Annotated in this window: 17 protein-coding genes; 12 read left to right on the forward strand and 5 right to left on the reverse strand. The window is 54.7% G+C overall.

Translation table 11 applies throughout. The annotated features are described in order from the left end of the window. Positions 1–278 precede the first annotated feature (278 nt). The 5 genes from H5T64_00835 to H5T64_00855 all read left to right on the forward strand — a co-directional run bounded on the left by H5T64_00835 (position 279) and on the right by H5T64_00855 (position 4982). Positions 279–1421: a helix-hairpin-helix domain-containing protein gene (locus H5T64_00835; GenBank protein ID MBC7262886.1), complete on the forward strand. Its 1143-nt coding sequence runs from the start codon at positions 279–281 to the stop codon at positions 1419–1421. A gap of 127 nt (positions 1422–1548) precedes the next feature. After that, on the forward strand, positions 1549–2184 hold the full coding sequence (locus H5T64_00840; GenBank protein ID MBC7262887.1) for a sigma-70 family RNA polymerase sigma factor: 636 nt from the start codon (positions 1549–1551) through the stop codon (positions 2182–2184). Further along, entirely contained in the window at positions 2171–2749 is a 579-nt protein-coding gene (locus H5T64_00845) for a zf-HC2 domain-containing protein (GenBank protein MBC7262888.1), read from the forward strand. Before H5T64_00840 ends, H5T64_00845 begins: the two co-directional genes overlap by 14 nt. 54 nt (positions 2750–2803) lie before the next feature. After that, positions 2804–3796, forward strand: coding sequence for a hypothetical protein (locus tag H5T64_00850; protein MBC7262889.1), 993 nt, complete (start codon positions 2804–2806; stop codon positions 3794–3796). A gap of 442 nt (positions 3797–4238) precedes the next feature. Continuing rightward, positions 4239–4982, forward strand: a complete 744-nt coding sequence (locus tag H5T64_00855; protein ID MBC7262890.1) for a sugar transferase — start codon at positions 4239–4241, stop codon at positions 4980–4982. A gap of 81 nt (positions 4983–5063) precedes the next feature. Here the strand turns inward: H5T64_00855 and H5T64_00860 are convergent, their stop codons facing one another. Together H5T64_00860 and H5T64_00865 are read right to left on the reverse strand one after the other, a co-directional pair. Next, on the reverse strand, positions 5064–7574 hold the full coding sequence (locus H5T64_00860; GenBank protein MBC7262891.1) for a hypothetical protein: 2511 nt from the start codon (positions 7572–7574) through the stop codon (positions 5064–5066). A gap of 172 nt (positions 7575–7746) precedes the next feature. After that, positions 7747–8856 (reverse strand): inositol-3-phosphate synthase, encoded by a 1110-nt coding sequence (locus tag H5T64_00865; protein ID MBC7262892.1) that lies wholly within the window; start codon positions 8854–8856, stop codon positions 7747–7749. Between the two features lie 184 nt (positions 8857–9040). On the opposite strand from H5T64_00865, the gene H5T64_00870 reads away from it, so the two are divergent. From H5T64_00870 to H5T64_00900, 7 genes are all read left to right on the forward strand, one after another. Beyond that, positions 9041–9901: a carbon-nitrogen hydrolase gene (locus tag H5T64_00870; protein MBC7262893.1), complete on the forward strand. Its 861-nt coding sequence runs from the start codon at positions 9041–9043 to the stop codon at positions 9899–9901. Between the two features lie 9 nt (positions 9902–9910). Next, a complete protein-coding gene (locus H5T64_00875; protein ID MBC7262894.1) occupies positions 9911–10735 on the forward strand; it encodes an NAD+ synthase in 825 nt (274 codons plus the stop codon). Between the two features lie 54 nt (positions 10736–10789). Further along, the gene (locus H5T64_00880; protein MBC7262895.1) at positions 10790–11785 is read left to right on the forward strand and encodes a bifunctional hydroxymethylpyrimidine kinase/phosphomethylpyrimidine kinase; all 996 of its coding nucleotides are present in this window, start codon (positions 10790–10792) and stop codon (positions 11783–11785) included. Between the two features lie 7 nt (positions 11786–11792). Next, positions 11793–12119: a hypothetical protein gene (locus tag H5T64_00885; GenBank protein MBC7262896.1), complete on the forward strand. Its 327-nt coding sequence runs from the start codon at positions 11793–11795 to the stop codon at positions 12117–12119. A 63-nt stretch (positions 12120–12182) separates the two neighbouring features. Beyond that, positions 12183–14132 (forward strand): quinolinate synthase NadA, encoded by a 1950-nt coding sequence (gene nadA, locus H5T64_00890; protein MBC7262897.1) that lies wholly within the window; start codon positions 12183–12185, stop codon positions 14130–14132. Continuing rightward, entirely contained in the window at positions 14129–15700 is a 1572-nt protein-coding gene (nadB, locus tag H5T64_00895; protein MBC7262898.1) for an L-aspartate oxidase, read from the forward strand. Before nadA ends, nadB begins: the two co-directional genes overlap by 4 nt. A 30-nt stretch (positions 15701–15730) precedes the next feature. Beyond that, positions 15731–16801 carry a M42 family metallopeptidase gene (locus H5T64_00900; protein ID MBC7262899.1) on the forward strand — a complete coding sequence of 357 codons (1071 nt, stop codon included), beginning with the start codon at positions 15731–15733 and terminating at the stop codon, positions 16799–16801. Positions 16802–16804: 3 nt separating this feature from the next. On the opposite strand, the gene H5T64_00905 is transcribed toward H5T64_00900, so the two are convergent. The 3 genes from H5T64_00905 to H5T64_00915 are packed head-to-tail and all read right to left on the reverse strand — an operon-like array spanning position 16805 to position 19285. Further along, the gene (locus H5T64_00905; protein MBC7262900.1) at positions 16805–17020 is read right to left on the reverse strand and encodes a hypothetical protein; all 216 of its coding nucleotides are present in this window, start codon (positions 17018–17020) and stop codon (positions 16805–16807) included. After that, positions 17017–18072 (reverse strand): DUF1786 domain-containing protein, encoded by a 1056-nt coding sequence (locus H5T64_00910; protein MBC7262901.1) that lies wholly within the window; start codon positions 18070–18072, stop codon positions 17017–17019. The genes H5T64_00905 and H5T64_00910 overlap by 4 nt, the downstream gene beginning before the upstream one ends. A 31-nt stretch (positions 18073–18103) precedes the next feature. Next, positions 18104–19285, reverse strand: coding sequence for an FprA family A-type flavoprotein (locus H5T64_00915; GenBank protein ID MBC7262902.1), 1182 nt, complete (start codon positions 19283–19285; stop codon positions 18104–18106). Positions 19286–19392: the final 107 nt, after the last annotated feature.

Genomic DNA, 19392 nt, shown 5'->3' on the forward strand with positions numbered 1-19392 from the left:
ACTCACAAACAGACCGAAATCTATATACAGTTTATCACAAAAAGGCGCCTTTGTCAACGAGCCGCTGCGATTTGCGATTGTCACATGCTTTGCGTTTGTCAATGGTTTCTCTGACTCGGTTGGGAGACACAGGTCGTTTGAAAACGGCGTTTATATCTTGTGGCCATAAGGAGAGCCGTTATACCTTGTTCCTTCGTCTACGTTATTTGACAAATCGAACATTTGTTCGTATAATGAGCTGGCGATAGGTCATATTTGGAGATCCGGTGGAAACAGAAGTGGATATCTTCCAAAAAGCCGAAGCCTTAGGCCGGGCAGCCCAATACGATCTTTGCGGCGAAGCGTGTGGTACCGCTGCAGCGCGAGTTCGCGACAACCTTGGCCGTTGGATATATCCCGTCGCGCTGCCCGATGGCACGCGGGTTATGCTTCTCAAAGTCCTTTTCACCAATGCCTGCGATAACGACTGCCGATACTGTGCTAACCGTGCTGGGCGTGATACTCCCCGTTTCACTTTCGAATGCGAGGAACTGGCACGGCTCTTCGACCAACTCTGGCGATCTAAACGGGTGACAGGTCTTTTCCTCAGCTCAGCCGTACGTAGGGGCGGGACACAGACAATGGAGCGCATGATCACCACAGTGGAGATACTGCGCAATAGGTACCAGTTTCGTGGTTACATCCATTTGAAAATCCTGCCCGGGGCTGAGAAAGCATGCGTGGAGCGAGCAGTGCAATTGGCCACCCGCGTTTCGCTGAACTTAGAAGCGCCTAACTCGACGCGTCTGGCCCACCTGAGCGGCGCGAAAGATTTTGAGAATGATCTACTCATCCCTATGCGCTGGGTTCACGAATTTCGTCAGCGCGGTCTGGGTGCACCGGCAGGCCAAACCACCCAGTTCGTCGTTGGGGCGGCGGGCGAATCTGACCGTGAGATCCTGACCACTACGGATCGCCTTTACCGTGAAGTAGAGTTGCGACGGGCATATTTCAGTGCTTTCCAGCCTATCCCGGACACCCCACTCGAGAATCAGGCCGCTACATCGTTGTTGCGCGAACACCGCCTTTATCAGTCCGATTACCTGCGACGCCTCTACGGTTTCGAGTTTGATGAATTGATATATGATGAGAATGGTAACTTGCTCCAGAGCGAAGACCCCAAGATGGCCTGGGCACACCACAACCCTCAGAGGTTCCCCATTGAGATCAATCGCGCCAGCCGAGAGGAATTGCTTCGCATACCGGGTATTGGGCCACGCTCAGCGCGCCGGATCATTCATCTGCGCAAGGAAGCAAAGTTCCGCTATTTGGAAGATCTGACAAAGATCGGCATCCTGGCGAATCGAGCAGCCCCATTCATCTTGTTGGACGGGAGGCGTCCTCCCTACCAGATGCATCTCTGGGACCCGTTGTCCCTGTAAGGCATTTCACGAGACATTCTACCCGGATGTGCTAGCAAACACTGCGTTGGCATTTTGTGTTACAATTCGCGACGCAACCTTACGCAAGCCATTGCGTATACATAGTGCATATGAGAGGAACCCCAATATGGACCAGGAGAAGGTCTGGGTCTCCCAAATCTTGGCTGGGGACCAGGCCGTCTTCGCCCAACTCATTGAGGCCTATAAGAATCCGGTTTACAACCTCTGTTACCGAATGCTCGGTACACCCATGGAAGCCGAGGACGCTGCTCAGGAGACATTTCTGCGAGTTTACAGCCGATTGCATTCCTATGATCCGAAGCGGAAACTTTCTTCGTGGGTGCTCTCTATCGCCTCCCACTACTGTATAGATCGGCTACGTCGGCGGCGCATGCACACGCTCTCTTGGGATGAAATCGCGAGATGGGGGCCGACGACGTGTGAGTCTACACATCCAGAGGAAGGAATGAGGGCCCAGGAGGAACGCGACCAGATCGCGCGTTTACTGAGTATCTTGCCTGCCAACTATCGATTGGTTTTGGTATTGCGTTATTGGGAGGACCTATCCTACACAGAAATCGCTGAGATTACGGGTTCGACCGAAAGTGCTGTGAAATCACGATTACACCGTGCCAGAGAAATGCTGGCCCAGAGAATAATCGCCGAAGTACCAGATTACCATGAGGATAGCAAGGAGGAGCACCTCTTGTCAGGGATATCGAGAATGCGAGAAGAGGAGGTGGTCCGCAATGCATTGCCATAGAGCAAGAGAGTATATGTCGCTCTATTTGGACCATCTGCTGGACCCACCACAAGCGGAGGTCCTGCATGCACACCTCGCGGAGTGCCCACAGTGTGGACAGATGTGGCTGGCCCTGCAGCGCGTATCCGTTTTCCTTGAGTCCACACCTAAGGCGACACCTGCAGCAGGATTCACGACTCACGTTATGCATCGCCTTCTCCGGTACGAAATTCGGCGAAAACGCTTCCAGGGTCTGATTAGGGCAGGGCTTGCATGGGCTGTGCTTTGGACTATCGTGCTCTTTGCATCAGGTGTCATATTCGTTCTACTGGGACGCCCAGGTCCTGTGTCTCCTCTTCCTTTAGTCCGCCTAATATCTCACTTGGGGGACCAAGCGGCAACGGTTTTCGAAGTGCTAGAGGTTTTGAGCAGGGCGGTGCTTCTTTTGATCACTGGGTTATGGTCAGAGAAAGTGGCTCTGTTGTTGGGCATCTACAGCCTGATAGCCTTCGGATTAGTCGCCCTCTGGGCACGCTTGGTAACGGGGTATCAAAGCAAGATCCGAACGGATGAGGCAATAGGTTGATATCGTGGGCGATAAGCACGCAGGTATTCCCGATAACTATCAAGGAGGGGAGTAATGGCCAAGATAAAGGTTGCGTTGTTGACCGCTCTTCTGGCAACCGCTCTTGTAATCACATCGGCCTCCGCAGACGATGGCACTGGAGGTAAAGTCCTCTTCGGCCAGAATTACACGCTGCGCTCCGGCGAGGTCCTAGAAGGCGACCTGACTGTTTTTGGTGGGAACGTATTGTTGGAAGAAAACTCCCTCGTTAGAGGAGACGTGTTTGTGATGGGGGGCAAGGTAGATGCCGCAGGCCATATTACAGGCAGTCTGAGCGCGATTGGCGGTGATGTGATCCTGCGAAGTTCTGCAGAAGTGGACACGGATGTAATTGTGCTCGGCGGGGCTCTGGAGCAGCAAGAAGGTGCCCTCGTGCGTGGCCACGTTGTGGAAGGGATGCGATTAGGTTCCTTCGGTTGGCGCTATATGCCTGGCTGGACATGGGGGCCAGAACGCCAACGTGATCAGTTTTGGGCAAGTTCGCTGTTCTCTTTAATACGCGGTATTTTCTGGAGCATCGTCACATTGCTCGCAATGATGGCCTTGGCAGTGGTGGTTGTGGTTTTTGTACCCCAGCAGGTACGCGTAGTAAGCGATGCGATATCGGCCGCTGTTCCAACTGATTTCGGGATTGGATTGCTCACTCTCGCCGCCCTGTTGATCGTGGTGCCCCTGCTTGTTATTGTCTGTATCGGTATTCCCATTGCCTTCGTCCTTGTTTTGGCTTCAGCAGCGGCGTGGCTGTTCGGTTGGGTGGCTACGGGCTACGTTGTGGGGCAGCGAGTATTCGAATCCTTGCGCCTGAGCGACCAAGCCGCGTTGCTGCGTGCGGTAGTTGGCGTAGCGATCATAACCTTGTTGGCCCAAGTCCCATGCCTAGGCTGGTTGTTCAACCTGGTCCTAGGGATAATCGGCCTGGGCGCGGTGGTGCTCACCCGTTGTGGAACGATGCCTTACCCACCTATGCCATTATCCTCCGCACCCACCCAAACAGGACTAGTAGAATAACCAAAACCCAGCACCAGGATGGGCCTCTCCGTCCACTTGGGGAAGCCCTCTCTCCCTCCCGCAGCGTGAAAAAATTGTAAGCCTCCAATCTGGAGTTTTCATCTTTTATTCATAATATGGTGTTATATTTTTAGCGAAGACAGGAATTTCCTGTCTCGCTTGGGTATGTTAACCCAAGCCTCCTTTGAGACGGGTGGATGGGCTCCGTCGCTTCAATCCGAAGGGCGGCGGAGAGGAGATGACGGGGCTCGTCACCACCCGGACAACGAGGGGCTCGGCCAGGATGTAGGCTGAGCCTCACAATATATCTGAAAGACGTTTTGCAGCGAGGCAGGTGAATAAATCTTAACGTGTGGGGAAAGAGTTTTCATTGGGTTTTCACTTTGATTTGTTAGGATAGTGGTGAGTTAGATCACAGTGAGGAGGATTTGGAAAAGGGCCGATGATCGACGTCAAGACTGAAATGCTACCATGGCAGCCAACCCATCCTTTAGCAAAGGCCACCTCTTCTAATAATGTGCGATCCATTTCCTGGCTTACCTCTGTCCGGAGTGCCGATGATTGGCCCTATCGGTGGGCTAAGCGCATACTGGACGTGGTCATTGCCTCTATTGCATTGTTGCTGCTTTGGCCCGTGCTCTTACTCATTGCTGTGGCGGTTCGCCTCGACTCTCCAGGGCCGGCGCTGTTCCGACAAAAGCGCGTCGGGCGATGGGGTCGTGAGTTCGTGTTGTACAAGTTCCGCTCCATGCGCCAGAACGTGGACGAGAATGAACTGCGGGCCTTTGCTAAACAGTATATCAATGGACATGGTGGACCAAATGGTCAAAGTCTTTTCAAGCCCCACAATGACCGCCACATCACACGCCTGGGCCGTTTCTTGCGCCGTACCAGCCTGGATGAACTGCCACAACTTCTTAATGTTCTGAAGGGCGAGATGAGTCTGGTGGGTCCTCGGCCAGTAGTGGCATACGAGGTCGCTGAGTATGATTCTTGGCATCTGCGCCGGTTGGATGTGCTACCCGGGATCACGGGCTTAGCGCAGATTAACGGGCGCAGCAAACTCCCGTGGAAAGAGGTCGTGAGGCTCGACATCGAATACGTAGAAAAGTGTTCGTTCTGGCTCGACCTCCTCATTTTGATTAAGACGATCCCTGTTGTCTTCTCTACTCGGTCTGCTGGGTAATCAAACGGTATACCCTTTCGGGCCAGAGAACGATAATGGGCCTGGCGCATTGTACCAGGCCCATTTTGTTGTCCTGTGTAGTTATGTCCCAACCCGATAGGCCGCTACTGCCAGCGTCTCAGTTGTCCCCGCCTCGGTAGTGCAGATCACATGCCAAAACGGCACCCACGCGATACCAAAAAGGTCAACTGTAACCCCTCGCTTCTTGGGGCCGATGCGAACCTCTTCGATAGCCTCCACGAGTTCTGCCAGTTTGCTGGCAATAGCGCCTTCCTCCTCTTGGAGGCTCTTCTCTAAATCCTCAATCTGGGCTTTTAGATCTTGGATAGCCGCTTGCGACTCCGATACCTTTGCTTCAGCCTGTTGGGTTAGCCTTCGCTTGGTGCTGGCTACCGAAAGGGAACGAATCGCGCGCCGACCCAAGAACACGCCCAATATTGACTCGCCGGCAGAAATCGTTTCGTCTCGCTTACGTTGTGCCAGTTCTGCTTGGTTTCGCTGGAGTTCACGCTCTTTGCGGCGCAGCCGTTCCTGCACTCGCTCGATCTGTTTGTCGTATCGGGCGTGCAAGGCATCGATCTGCTCCCCGCGCAACTGTTGGGCCTTCGCCTCACAGCGGGTTTTGAATGCCTCGAGCGTTTCGCCTGGCTCGGAAAGCAGGCCCAAGGAACGGTTCTGGAAGAGGTTAAGCGAGGTGCCACGAAGAAGATAGATGCTGAAACTATCCCGCAGCGCTCGCAGTTTGCGGGGATCGCTTAAGGTAGGCGGCACATCCCAATAGAGGGCCTCTGCCGGTGGTTTGGAAGACAAGTCATCTCGACTGAGCACGGGCTGCGCGTTATCCCAGTCCACCAGGGCCATATCCTCGGGTGGCTCTATCAAAGCAGATCGTTCGATGGTTTGTGCAATGCCTGCGGGGGCGTGCTCAATGTGCACCGTGGCCCAACCAATTGCGTGAGGCTTGTATACCAATTGCCTTGATTGGACGTTGAAACGCCCGCGCCGCTCCTCCTCCTTTTGTGCTACTCGCTCCCAGGGCACATTCGGGAGGAGAAAATACTGGCTGATTTCGGCGGCTAACGTGGGAGGAACGGGCAAAAAGTCGGATGAGATCTGCGCAGAGGGTTGGATTTGCTCGGTTGGCAGAACCTGGGTGACTTGTTCGCGGATCTCCTTCCTCGTTGGCGCCATAAGTGTTTGCACCTGGCTCTTGGTCAAAGGGCCACGCAGGTACGACATAGCCCAGCGGGTCATGAAGGCGATCGGCTGGGCTTGGTTGATGTTATGCAGAATGAAAACACGAGACTGAAGCGACGTGATAGCCCGATCGAGATAGTTGCGGTCTAGGAGCGTCCCCGTTTCTGCGCCAATGCCCTCTAACCCCTCTAGGACGCGCATCTTGTCTCGGTCGGTCTGAAGTTTACCGATGAACCAGGTCCCTATGTTGGTGAGGCCCTTATAATCGAGATCCACGGGGTTCTGGGTGGTGAGCAACAGACCAACGCCGTAGGCGCGAGCCGTTTTGAGTAGGGAAAGGATGGGCTGTTTGCTGGGCGGGTTGGCGGGGTAAGGCGGAAAATAGCCGTATAACTCATCAAAGTACACGATACAACGCAGGCTGGTGGTGCCAGACTGCTTACGCATCCAAGTCTGTATCTGCTGAAGTAGCAAGGTGACGAAGAACATGCGCTCGGCATCGCTCAAGTGAGCGATATAGAATATGGCTACGCGGGGTTGTCTCTGCTCTGTCCACAAGATGCTTTCGATATCCAGAGGGTGCCCCTTGATCCAGTTCTGAAAACTGGGTGCAGCGATGATGTTGTTGAGCGCCACCGCCAAACCAAAGCGCTCTTTGGGAGGGAAGAAAGTATCCATATCGAACACCCCTATTCTGCGGACAGGAGGGTTCTGTACCCACAAGATGAGTTTGGCGATATCCAAGTTCTCGCCCCGGCGCCAGGCATGTTCGAACAAGGTTGCCAGGAGGATATGCTCACGGCCAGTGATGGGATCCGAAGTGATGCCCGCCAGGCCCAGGGTAGCCGAGACTGTGCCGCGTATCTGCTCGCGCAGCGTTTCCTCTTCATTTTCCCAGGAGAGGCCGGGTGCATCGAGGGAATGGAGAATACTAACCGGCATACCGGCGTCGCTTCCTGGTGTGTAAATCGCAAACTCGGCGCTTTCTCTCAATTTCCGGATGCGGTCAGGAGTCTGACCCCACTTGGCCAGGCCCTCCCGCCACAGATTGGCTACCTCTGTTGCATACTGGCTGATAGTCAAACCTTTGCGGCGTGCATCATCCGGATTGACCCAGGGCTCAAAATCCTCGGGTCGTAATTCCGGGAAGGTGAGCAACATATTGGTGATGTCGCCCTTGGGGTCAATAAGGATGCTGGGTACACCGTCCAAGGTGGCCTCCTCGAGTAGGTCAATGCACAGGCCGGTTTTTCCACTACCAGTCATCCCCAGGCACACCCCGTGAGTGGTCAGGTCACGGGCATCATAGAACACTGGCTCATCTAACAATTGGTTGGCTGCAATGTCGAATCGCTTGCCCAGATAAAAAGCCACAGGTTTTTCTATCTCTACCATAAATTCCCTCCTTGCAAACTGAGAGAACCTTCACCATGGGGTCAAGTTGCTGACATTTTACACCAAAAGACCGTCGAAAACAAGAAAAGCGGCCGGCAATCTTTCGTCGGCCGCTAAGTGATGGTCTCGTTACCTTTGATTCTCACAAACTTGGCTTTTCTGCAGAGTGCCCTCAGCCTTTCTCCTCACGAGTATTAGCCGTCTCTTGAGTATCCACACCAGAAATGAAAGCCTCGACCATGGCCCGGGCCTCTTCATCAGTGTATTGTACCGGCGGCGACTTCATGAAATAGGCCGAAGGACCGAGCAGGGTGCCGCTCAGGCCACGATCCATTGCGATCTTGCAGCAACGGATAGCATCGATGACCACGCCCGCAGAGTTAGGTGAGTCCCACACCTCTAATTTGCATTCCAGATACAATGGGACATTGCCAAACGTGGTGCCTTCCATTCGAATGTAACACCATTTGCGGTCGGTAAGCCAAGGCACATAATCGCTGGGGCCAACATGCACGTTCTCAGGACCCAGGTCATAATCCAACTGGCTAGTGACCGCATTGGTTTTGGAAATCTTCTTCGATTCCAGCCGCTCGCGCTCTAGCATATTGTAGAAATCGGTATTGCCGCCGAAATTGAGTTGGTAAGTGCGGTCCAGTCGAACTCCGCGCTCGCGGAACAGGCGCGTTAGCACGCGGTGGGTGATAGTCGCCCCTACCTGGGATTTGATGTCGTCCCCAATCATGGGCAGGCCTCGTTCTCTGAAACGCCGTTGCCAGTACGCCTCCCGGGCGATGAAAACGGGGATGCAGTTGACGAAGCCGCAACCCGCGTCGAGAACTTGCTCAACATACCATTTGGTGGCCATTTCGCTGCCCACTGGGAGGTAATTAACCACCACATCGGTCTTCGTTTCCTTTAGGATGCCCACGATATCGGAAGTCGCCCCAGGCGCTTTTTTGATAATCTGGCTGAGATACTTGCCCAAGCCGTCATGGGTCATACCGCGGTATACGGGCACGTTCAGGTGAGGGACGTCGCAAAAACGATAGGTGTTGTTAGGCGGTATGTAGATAGCCTCCGACAGATCTTTGCCCACTTTATTGACATCAATGTCGAATGCGGCGCTGAACTCGATATCACGAATGTGATAGCCGCCAACGTTTACATGCATTAGCCCGGGCACGAATTCACTCTCGTGTGCATCTTTGTAAAAGTGCACACCCTGTACCAGAGATGAGGCACAATTGCCCACCCCAATGATTGCCACTCGAACTTTAGCCAATTTCTATGCCCCCTTCCTCGCTCACGCTTTGCGTCTTCAAGCGGTAAAAAGAATTTCCGTTGTGTAAAAACGGATCGCAGTTTATGATAGGCACGAATGGGGGTTTTGTCAAAACAAATGCCCTCTTGCCAAAATTACCTACGAGGCTATATAATAAAGTCAAACCACAGGAGGCTTTACATCAATGCACTTCACAATCGGCTTGGCCCAGATCGCCCCCCGCCTGGGAAATCTTTCGGCGAATCTACAACGCCACATAGAAGTAATCCAAGAAGCCAGGGCGCAGGGCGTGGATTTGCTCTGCTTCCCTGAGCTTTCGCTTACTGGCTATACGCTTCGCGACCAGGTACCCGACTTGGCACTGACGCTGGAGCCGACAGAAAGCGTCTGGCATGCGTTGTTCAGCGCCGCAGGAGAGATGGATGTGGTGGTCGGATTTGTCGAAAGAGATAGGCGACACCGCTTTTATATTGCGGCTGCCTACTTAAGTGGCGGGCAGATCCTTCACGTTCACCGCAAAGTCTACTTATGCACGTACACGCTCTTTGAAGAGGGGCGCTTCCTGGCGGCAGGGGATGAATTCCGCGCTTTCGACACCCGCTTTGGACGCATCGGCATGCTCATCTGTGAGGACTTCTGGCATATTAGTTCCCCCTATATTATGTGGCTCGATGGCGCCGATCTGCTACTCATGATGTCTTCCAGCCCTGGGCGTGGGTTAGGCAAAGGGTCGGTGCTTGGGAGTTCCGAATCGGTAGAGAATGTCAATCGAAGTTATGCTACATTCCTGACCACTTATGTAGCTCACTGCAATCGAGTAGGCTTTGAAGACGGCATCAATTTCTGGGGTGGCTCGACGGTTTTCGGCCCGGACGGAGATTTGGTAGCGCACGGACCATACTTCGAAGAAGCCTTGCTTACAGCGACGATAGACCTGGCCCAGATTCGCCGGACACGCCAGCGGCTACCACTCCTGCGCGACGAGAAGCATTGGCTGGTGCTGGATTCCTTGCGCCGCTTGCATGATGCTGACGAGGTGAAGTGAAACGTGGACATTGAAAAAGCATTGCGCATCAACGAGGACTTAACGAGGAAGGTGCTCACGACCTTTATCCGCACCGAACTGAACCGCAGCGGGTTCCAGCGGGCGGTAGTGGGTCTTTCGGGTGGGGTGGATTCCTCGGTTGCTTGCGTGCTGGCTGCGGAGGCATTAGGACCGGAGAATGTTCTGGCGATGCAGATGCCCTATCGCACTAGTTCACCCGACTCCGCTGCCCATGCGCGGTTGATTGTTGATCAATGGGGTGTACGTACCGTAGTAGAAGACATCACGCCTATGGTGGAGCCATATTTTGAGCGCCACCCCGAGATGAGCAACATTCGGCGTGGAAACGTGATGTCCCGTGCCCGGATGATTGTGCTCTACGACAAATCCGTCGAGTTCAATGCCCTGGTGGTTGGCACGAGCAACAAGACCGAGTTGCTATTAGGTTACGGCACGATTTTCGGCGATATGGCCTCAGCAGTAAACCCTATTGGCGATCTGTACAAAACCCAGGTGCGTCAATTGGCACAAGCGTTGGGCATCCCGAAGGTCATTATTGCCAAACCGCCGTCGGCGGACTTGTGGGACGGACAGACCGACGAAGGGGAATTGGGCTTCACCTACGCCGAGGTGGATAAACTACTCTACCTTTTGGTGGACGAGCGCTATTCTGCCGATGAGGCTATTGCCGCTGGCTTCGATGCTGATTTCGTGCACAAAGTGATTGCTCTGATGCGCCGCAATCAGTTCAAGCGCCTGCCACCGATCATTGCCAAAGTAAGCCGGCGAACAATTGGAACGGACTTTCTGTATCCAAGAGACTGGGGTACGTAGCGAGTTAGAATTAACAATGAGTGCTGAATAGCGTACAGTAAGTTCGGAGAACATTTGGAGTCAACGGATCTGATCGCTCAACTATCTGCACTCACCGGCGTGCGAGTGCTTGTGGTAGGGGACCTGTTCCTCGACGAATACGTTGTTGGACAGGCCACGCGCCTTTCGCGTGAAGCACCTATCCCGGTGCTGGAATTCCTGCGCCGTTTCTATGTGCCTGGTGGCGCAGCCAATCCCGCTCACAACATCTGCGCTCTGGGCGGGCTGGCTGAGGTCGTCGGAGTGATCGGGCAAGATGAGGCCGGCGAGCGGCTGCTGGATGAACTGCGGAAGCGCAGCATTGGTGTGGGTGGCATCGTGACTGACCCTAACCGGCCCACCACCACCAAGATGCGCATCGTAGCCGAGGGCTCGCTGCGCTTTCCACAGCAGTTGGCGCGAGTAGATTACCTCGATCGCCGTCCGGTTGCGGGGAGTGTCCAGACGGCACTGCTGACGCAATTAGAGCGCCTGACGCCCACAGTGGATGCCGTGTTGTTCTCCGACTACCGCACTGGTGTTGCCAGCGCTGAAATGGTCGAGGCCGGGCTTCGATTGGCGCGACAACACGGCAAACTCATCACTGTGGATTCTCAAGGGGATTGGCGGAAGTATCGCGGCTTTGACCTGGTGCGCGGCAACCGAGGCGAAGCAGAGGCTGTAGTTGGGCATACCCTGGAGAGCGAAGAAGACTATCGCCTGGCAGGTGAAATGCTTCAGCGCGAGTTGGGTGCACAGGTTGTGGTCATCACCCGGGGGCCAGAGGGCATGTCGCTGATCTCAGCCAAAGAGGGCTATTTACATCTGCCTGCCGCGAACCGCACTGAGGTTTTCGATGTGACGGGAGCGGGCGATACGGTCATTGCAGTGCTTACCCAGGCATTGGCTGGTGGTCTCGATGTAGTATCCGCGGCACGTCTGGCAAATTATGCGGCGGGGCTAGTCATCCGCAAATTGGGCAACGCCGTGCCCAGTATAGACGAATTGAGCTGGGCCATCCAGCATTGGTAGGGGTGTTATGCTCAAGGGGATGCTCAATTGGCGGATTCTAATCGGTGGCCTGCTGGGCGCATTTCTCGGAAGGGCGTTGGAATCACTGTTAGCGCAGGTGGGTGGACCGATCCTAATCTCTGATGGGATGGTCTGGGGAGCAGTAATAGGATTGTTTGTCATCTCATTGCCAAATTTTGAGCGTATGGGTACGCTGATCCTTGGTCATCAACAGCGGGGCATCAATGTGCTTGTCGGGATATTCGCCTTTATCGCTATTTCCATCGTCATCCTCGTGATTTTCATGGTGATAATATGGGCGGTTGGGGTGGCCTTTGGACCATTGGTGCGATGACCGGGCTAGCCCAGCCTTGTCGTCGCAGCGATTAGATAAAAGGTGTAGGAAAAGGGGTATCCATTGACAGCAGGAGCGAGGCAGTATCCAATAGATCAGGTCGAACATAGAGAACTACTCAAGATCGTCCGCCATGCGATACGTGAGGACGTTGGCCGTGGGGATGTAACGAGCAAATGGACGATACCGGCTGACTTGTGTGTGCGAGGACAGATTATCGCCAAGGCAAACGGCATTGTCGCCGGGTTGGAAGTGGCAGCGTTGGTTTTCTCTGTTGTTGACAAGAACATCTCCTTTGTGCCTCTGGTGGCTGATGGCGACGTGATAGTCCCCGGCGACATACTGGCAGAAGTACGCGGTCCTGCCCGCAGTATTCTATCCGCCGAGCGCGTGGCTCTCAATTTCCTGCAGCGTATGTCGGGCATCGCCACAACTACGCGGCGCTACGTCGAAGCGGTGAAGGGCACGCGAGCGCGCATTCTCGACACCCGCAAGACAGCCCCTGGCCTGCGTTTGATAGACAAAATGGCTGTCCGCGCTGGTGGGGGACAAAACCACCGCTTCGGCCTTTCTGATATGGTGCTGATTAAGGACAACCATATTATCGCGGCGGGGAGCATCACAGCAGCAGTGGAGCGGGTGCGAACACGCAACCGTAAAGGCCTACCGATTGAGGTAGAGGTCAGGAACTTGGACGAACTGCACGAGGCTCTGGCCCTGGGTGTGGACCGCATCATGCTCGATAATATGTCCCTCGAGGACATGTACCGCGCAGTCGCCATTACTGCTGGGCGAGCAGAACTGGAGGCCTCGGGGAATGTGAGGCTGGAGAATGTTGCCGCCATCGCCGCGACTGGCGTGGACTGCATCTCCGTTGGTGCGCTCACTCATTCCGTATCCGCGCTCGACATGAGCCTGGAAATAGAGGGCGAAGAGAGAAAGCCTTCTATAACGTTGCCCGAGAAATATGAAAGGTTGACTTGGGAAGAGATCGAACCTCGCCTTTGGCGAGCGAAAGCAAAATTGGGTGCTGACCTGGTTATCTTAGGTCATCATTACCAGCGCGATGAGATCATCCGGTTCGCAGACTACCGCGGCGACTCACTGGAACTGTCACGCCAGGCTGCGAGTGCAAAACGAGCCAAGTACATCGTCTTCTGCGGTGTGAACTTCATGGCGGAGACAGCCGCGATGCTTTGTTCGCCAGAGCAATTGGTCATTATCCCCGATTCGACCTCCGCTTGCCCCATGGCTGCTATGGCCGATGCCGATGACGCCGAAGTGGCTTGGGAACACCTGAGCACGCTCTGGCCAGATGATATCATACCCATTACCTATCAGAATTCCCTTGCACCACTGAAGGCGTTCTGTGGGCGCCGGGGTGGGGCTGTATGCACGTCTGCCAACGCAAAAGAACTCTTCCGCTGGGCTTTCGCTCAAAAAGGGCATCTCCTCTTTTTCCCGGATGAATTTCTGGGTCGTAATACGGCACTGGCCTTGGGTATCCCGCCGCATGAAATCTCCCTCTGGGACCCTGCAACGCCTGAGGCGAGCCGAGAGATGGCGCAAGGGGCTAGGGTAGTAGTGTGGAAAGGTTATTGCCACGTTCACACCCATTTTAAGGTAGAGCATGTGCTTGCTGTGCGCACCCAGTACCCGGACATCCAGGTTATTGTGCACCCGGAATGCCCTGTCGAGGTAGTGCAAGCAGCAGATCTGAATGGCTCCACCAGTTTCATTGTGCGCACTATCGAGAATGCGCCTTCAGGCTCATCTTGGGCTGTTGGAACAGAGATCAACTTGGTGGCTCGGCTGGCCAAGGAGAACCCAGATAAAACCATCGTGCCCTTGGCACGCTCCCTCTGCGGTGCGATGTACCGCATCAATCCCCACAATTTGCTCTGGATACTGGAAGAACTGGTCGCCGGACGTCCTCACAACGTGGTGCACGTGGATACCGAGACCACCTATTGGGCCAATCTGGCCTTAGAAAAGATGCTGGCGGCAAAATGAGTGAACATTATGTAGAAACCGATGTGCTGGTAATTGGTTGCGGCATCGCAGGGGGCATAGCAGCCCTACGCCTGGCGGATGCGGGTTTACAGGTAACGGTAATTACTGCAGCCCAAGAAGCACAAGAATCCAATACTCTCTACGCCCAAGGCGGAATCATCTATCGAGGCTCACAGGATTCAGCCGAACTTCTGGCCCAAGACCTGATCCAAGCCGGCGATGGCCTGAACAACCGCGAAGCGGTGCGCCTTCTGGCAGAAGAGGGGCCGCCGTTGTTGCGGGCTATGCTCATCGAACGGCTTGGGGTGCCCTTTGAGCGCCAGGATGGGGAGCTCCTATTCACCCGAGAGGCTGCCCATTCGACGGCGCGGATCTTGCATGTAGGCGATGCCACTGGCCACGCCATTGAGTCTCATATCATCCGTGCATTGCGTGAACAGCCTCATATCACACTCCTGACCTCGCATACGGCAGTGGACCTGCTTACTCCAGCGCACCACTCACTCAACCGCTTGGCGGTCTACGACCCGCCGTCCTGCGTTGGGGCCTACGTGTACGACCAGGTGCGGGACCGTGTGATTGCCTACATCGCTCGCAAAACCATTTTGGCGACCGGCGGCTTAGGCCAGATTTTCCTGCACACTACAAACCCACCAGGTGCTCGTGGCGACGGTATTGCTATGGCGTACCATGCGGGAGCGCGCATCATCAATGCGGAGTATGTACAGTTCCATCCCACAGCCTTTTATTATCGCGACGCAGCACGTTTCCTGGTGACCGAGGCGGTGCGTGGTGAAGGTGGGCGCTTAGTCAATGAGAATGGGGAGCCATTCATGCACAAGTATGCGCCCAAGTGGAAGGACTTGGCTCCCCGCGACGTGGTGGCACGCAGCATACATTTAGAGATGCTGGCCGCTGGAAGCAAGTGTGTGTACCTGGATCTAGCCTCCCACATGAGCGCTGACCAGATCCGAGAACGTTTCCCTACCATCTACGAGAAATGTCGAGAGTATGGAGTGGACATCACCAGGGATCTCATCCCCGTCGTTCCGGCAGCCCATTATTTCTGTGGTGGCGTGTGGGCCGACATATGGGGACGTACTAACATTCACAATCTATATGCGGTGGGTGAGGTATCCTGTACTGGAGTGCACGGTGCGAACCGTCTGGGCAGCGCTTCACTGCTGGAGGGGTTGGTTTGGGGCTGGCGGGCGGGTGAGGACGCAGCACGCACGATAGCCGAGGCCCCCCGCTTCAACCCCAATGACATTCCGCCTTGGTATGACGCTGGTCTTGCTCCCGCCGACCCGGCACTGATCCAACAAGATATGACTAGCATCAAGCATATCATGTGGAATTATGTCGGTTTAGTGCGCAGCAAACGGCGTCTGCAACGTGCCTACCGTGATCTGCGCAATCTACAGTACGACATCGAGGAGTTCTATGGCACCTCGAAGTTAAGTGATGCTCTGATTGGGCTTCGCAATATGGTGCGTGCGGCGATCATTGTGCAGCGCGCTGCTTGGGAGAATCGGCAAAGTCGCGGGTGTCATTACCGAGAAGACTGATCACGAACGTAGAAACAGGAGGAAAAACCATTGGACCGCACAGAGACGCTTTTTAAGGAATTGACTGAAGCCTCCGGTGTACCCGGCTACGAATCCGAAGTGCGCGAAGTGATCCGTAAGCACGTAGCAGGTGTAGCCCGGATCGAAGAAGATAAACTGGGGAGCATTATTGCTGTGAAGAATGGGACCTCAGCAAGTCCCAAGGTGATGCTGGCTGGGCACATGGACGAAGTAGGTTTTATGGTGAAGTTGATCACTGAAGAGGGATTCATTAAATTTGTGCCCCTGGGCGGCTGGTGGGAACAAGTGATGCTAGCCCACCAAGTGGTGATCAAAACAAGCAAGGGCGACGTGGTGGGCATTCTGGGTGCGAAGCCACCCCACCTTCTCCCCGCGGAAGAGCGCAAGAAGATGGTCGAGAAGAAGGATATGTATATAGATATTGGGGCGCGCAGCGCGGCGGAGGTGAAAGAGGCTGGCGTGCGTGTGGGCGACCCGATTGTGCCCATCTGTCCGTTCACACCGCTTGCCGGCGGCAAAACCTATCTGGCGAAAGCCTGGGACGATCGAGTAGGCTGTGCTTTGTTCATTCAAGCTCTCTGGCGCCTGCAAGACGAACAGCACCCCAATACTGTATACGCAGTAGGAACAGTGCAGGAAGAAGTAGGTGTGCGCGGCGCAACCACCAGCAGTTGGGCCGTCCATCCCGACGTAGCGATCATCTTGGAGGTGGACATTGCCGGGGATGTGCCGGGCATCAAACCCGAGGAATCGGCTACCAAATTGGGCGGTGGTCCAAGCCTACTGGTTTTTGATGCGCGCATGATACCCAACCTCAAATTGCGCGATCTCGTTATCACCACGGCGGAAGAACTGGAGATACCGCTGCAATACGCAGCGGTGGAGGGCGGAGCCACCGATGGCTCGGTAATCCATCTGCATCAGACAGGGGTGCCCACTGTGGTTTTGGGTGTGCCCACACGGCACATTCACAGCCACGCCGGCATTTTACGCCGAGATGACTATGATCGTTGCCTCCACCTGCTGGTGGCACTCATTCGCAAACTGGATGCCGAGACGGTGGCCGGTTTACAACCTTAGATATCATCGCTGCGTTAACCTCACGGCGATCACCATTCCCATCATGATGAGAGCACCGACCGTGGCGAAGGCGAACACTGTGCTTGGGCGTAGTCCCTGTTTGTGTGTGCCTTCCAACGTGTAGTCTACCGCTGGGCCCGCGGCAGCAATGAAACTGCCGGCCAGAGCCCCTCCAATGGCTGCCCAAAACAACTGCCAGAGCCAGTCCCGTGCATTCACAGCATCCCCTCGCCTATGCTCAGCAATCGCCTGGTCGCTGCCACTAAACCGAAGGCACCGGAAAGCATCATATCACCATAGGGCACAGCCATGTAATAGCCTAGGCCGCGCGCCATTGCCCGGTTGGGGCCGGTGACAGCGACGCGATTGAAGCCACCTGGGTATTCCTCATGTATGAAAGCACCGTGCCCGCCATCAGTGTAAACCTCTTCGTTCGTGAGCGCTCCCTCTTGCAGACGTGCTACTAAATTGGCCAATTTCTCCGGTTTCACCAATACGGTATGGTGCTCGAAAAGGCCCCATATTCGTTCTCTCTGAACCAGTGCACCTAACACGTGTTGGTTTCCGACATTGAGAATTACCAAGCCCTCGTCTCGGTGAGCGGAAACCTGTTCGTCACACAGCGCTCCCCAGATGGCAGCGGCGCCCGTATCCATTACGATGGCGCCAGGTGCATCTTCTTGGACGGCGCACATACGCGTGAACTGGGCGGGTGGTTTGCGGTAAGCCAGTTTCTCTAACCGGCCGCCACCCTCTATGAATTCACGCCAGAGTTGGAAACGAAATCGGCGATTGCTGCCGCTTAAACATTCGCCATGATCCTGCACGGCAATCGCGATGGTGTCCGGCAATGTTACATCGAAGGGAGTCAACACTGTCTGCAAAAGGGAGAGATCCACATCGCGGGTTTCCAACACAACCACGTTACCTGGTGGCGGCGCATCCACAATCTCTATGCCGTAGGCACGCACTTGTTCGGGGTTATTGCGGATCGTCTTGGCAGCGCGAGGTGTAGCAAAGGCACGGAACCCGGCGCGGATGTGGCGCTTCAGGGCACTGACACAAGGCCCGCCACCCATCAGGTTGCCTGTCAGGAAAACGTCACATCCCTCGCGGGTGGCCCTTTCGATACGCCGCGCCAAAAGGGTGGTCGGCGAAGGCAGAACCAATTTGATGTTATTCTCCATGGGCTGCCTTGCTTGGTATAACAAGATATCCTGTGTTCCCGCACCTATATCTATAGCCAGAATGGTATCGGCTGCCCCGGTCATATTTAGTCCTTCTCCATTTGGTCCTGCCGAACTACTGGATTTCAGCGGCGATCTGGCGCCCAAACTGGCGGGCTTTCTCTAGTTCTGCAGCGCTTGGTACTAATTTGGCTCGCACGGCTTCCACAGGCACCTTGAGTCGGAGGCTACTAAGGCGATCCTCGATCATTTTCGTTGCTTCACCACTCCAGCCATAGGAGCCGAAAGCCCCGCCGATCTTGCCACGTAATCTGATAGTCGCCAGGCTCGCCAGGAAGCGCCACACTGGTGCGACTGCGTCACCATTGATAGTGGGTGAGCCAACAAGCAAAGCCTGGGCCTGCTCCACCATGTCCGTCAGCAGGCTCATATTCAGATCCTTTGCTGCTAAGTCCACTAGGTTAACCATTACCCCGCTTTCTCTTAGTCCCTCTGCGATGGCCTCTGCCAAGGACCTGGTGTTACCATAGGCACTCACAAATGCAATGACAGCACGCTTGCCGTCCAGTGGCTCGGTGGCCCACTGAACGTACCTTTCGTAGTATGACCAGGGGTCTTTTCGCAACACGGGCCCGTGCGATGGGGCAATGATTTTGATATCGAAACCCTTGATTTTGGCTAACGCGTCGCGCATCTTCTCTTTGAAAGGGCGCATGATAGTTTGAAAATAGTACTCGAACTCACCATTGAAGTCGTCTACCAGGTCGTTGAATAGACGCGGGTCGTAGAAATGACAGCCAAAAACGTCGCAGGGGAAAAGGACACCCTCTTCTACCAAGTAGGTGAACATAGTATCGGGCCAGTGTAGGAAGGGAGCGAAAACGAAGCGCAGCGTCTTGCCACCCAGATCAATAGTGTCGCCATCGTCCATTTTTAGTGGGTTCAACTCGCGATTGACAATATTGTTGACATATTGCTCGCCAGTTTTGGATACTACAACCTTTGCCTGAGGCGCGCTCTCGAGGAGAGTTGCCAATGCACCGGTGTGGTCTGGTTCCATGTGGTTGAGAATGATATAGTCAATGGATGCCGGGTCTATGAGGGAACGAACGTTGTCAAGATACTCTTGGGCAAAAGGGGCTTTGACAGCCTCGATGATGGCTGTTTTCTCCCCGCGCACCAGGTAGGAGTTATAACTCGTGCCCCGCTTGGTTTCCATAATGATATCGAACACGCGCAGGTCTGGATCAAAGACGCCGATCCAATCCACACTATCCGTAATCCTTATCGTGCTCATTGACCATCCTCCGTCTCGAATAATACCGTGTTCCTTCTCTGCAAGCAAGATTGGCGCGACGGGTATTGCAACTTGTCGCGCCAGATCGTGGGATCTATTAGATTGTT

The organism is Chloroflexota bacterium, from assembly GCA_014360825.1.
Lineage (GTDB): Bacteria > Chloroflexota > Anaerolineae > UBA2200 > JACIWT01 > JACIWT01.

What these genes read in the sequence shown, in the direction of transcription:
- H5T64_00855 (MBC7262890.1), top strand. Translation starts at nt 4,239, where the DNA reads ATGATCGACGTCAAGACTGAAATGCTACCATGGCAGCCAACCCATCCT.
- H5T64_00870 (MBC7262893.1), top strand. Translation starts at nt 9,041, where the DNA reads ATGCACTTCACAATCGGCTTGGCCCAGATCGCCCCCCGCCTGGGAAAT.
- H5T64_00885 (MBC7262896.1), top strand. Translation starts at nt 11,793, where the DNA reads ATGCTCAAGGGGATGCTCAATTGGCGGATTCTAATCGGTGGCCTGCTG.
- H5T64_00915 (MBC7262902.1), bottom strand. Translation starts at nt 19,285, where the DNA reads ATGAGCACGATAAGGATTACGGATAGTGTGGATTGGATCGGCGTCTTT.
- H5T64_00860 (MBC7262891.1), bottom strand. Translation starts at nt 7,574, where the DNA reads ATGGTAGAGATAGAAAAACCTGTGGCTTTTTATCTGGGCAAGCGATTC.
- nadB (MBC7262898.1), top strand. Translation starts at nt 14,129, where the DNA reads ATGAGTGAACATTATGTAGAAACCGATGTGCTGGTAATTGGTTGCGGC.
- H5T64_00910 (MBC7262901.1), bottom strand. Translation starts at nt 18,072, where the DNA reads ATGACCGGGGCAGCCGATACCATTCTGGCTATAGATATAGGTGCGGGA.
- H5T64_00845 (MBC7262888.1), top strand. Translation starts at nt 2,171, where the DNA reads ATGCATTGCCATAGAGCAAGAGAGTATATGTCGCTCTATTTGGACCAT.
- H5T64_00840 (MBC7262887.1), top strand. Translation starts at nt 1,549, where the DNA reads ATGGACCAGGAGAAGGTCTGGGTCTCCCAAATCTTGGCTGGGGACCAG.
- H5T64_00850 (MBC7262889.1), top strand. Translation starts at nt 2,804, where the DNA reads ATGGCCAAGATAAAGGTTGCGTTGTTGACCGCTCTTCTGGCAACCGCT.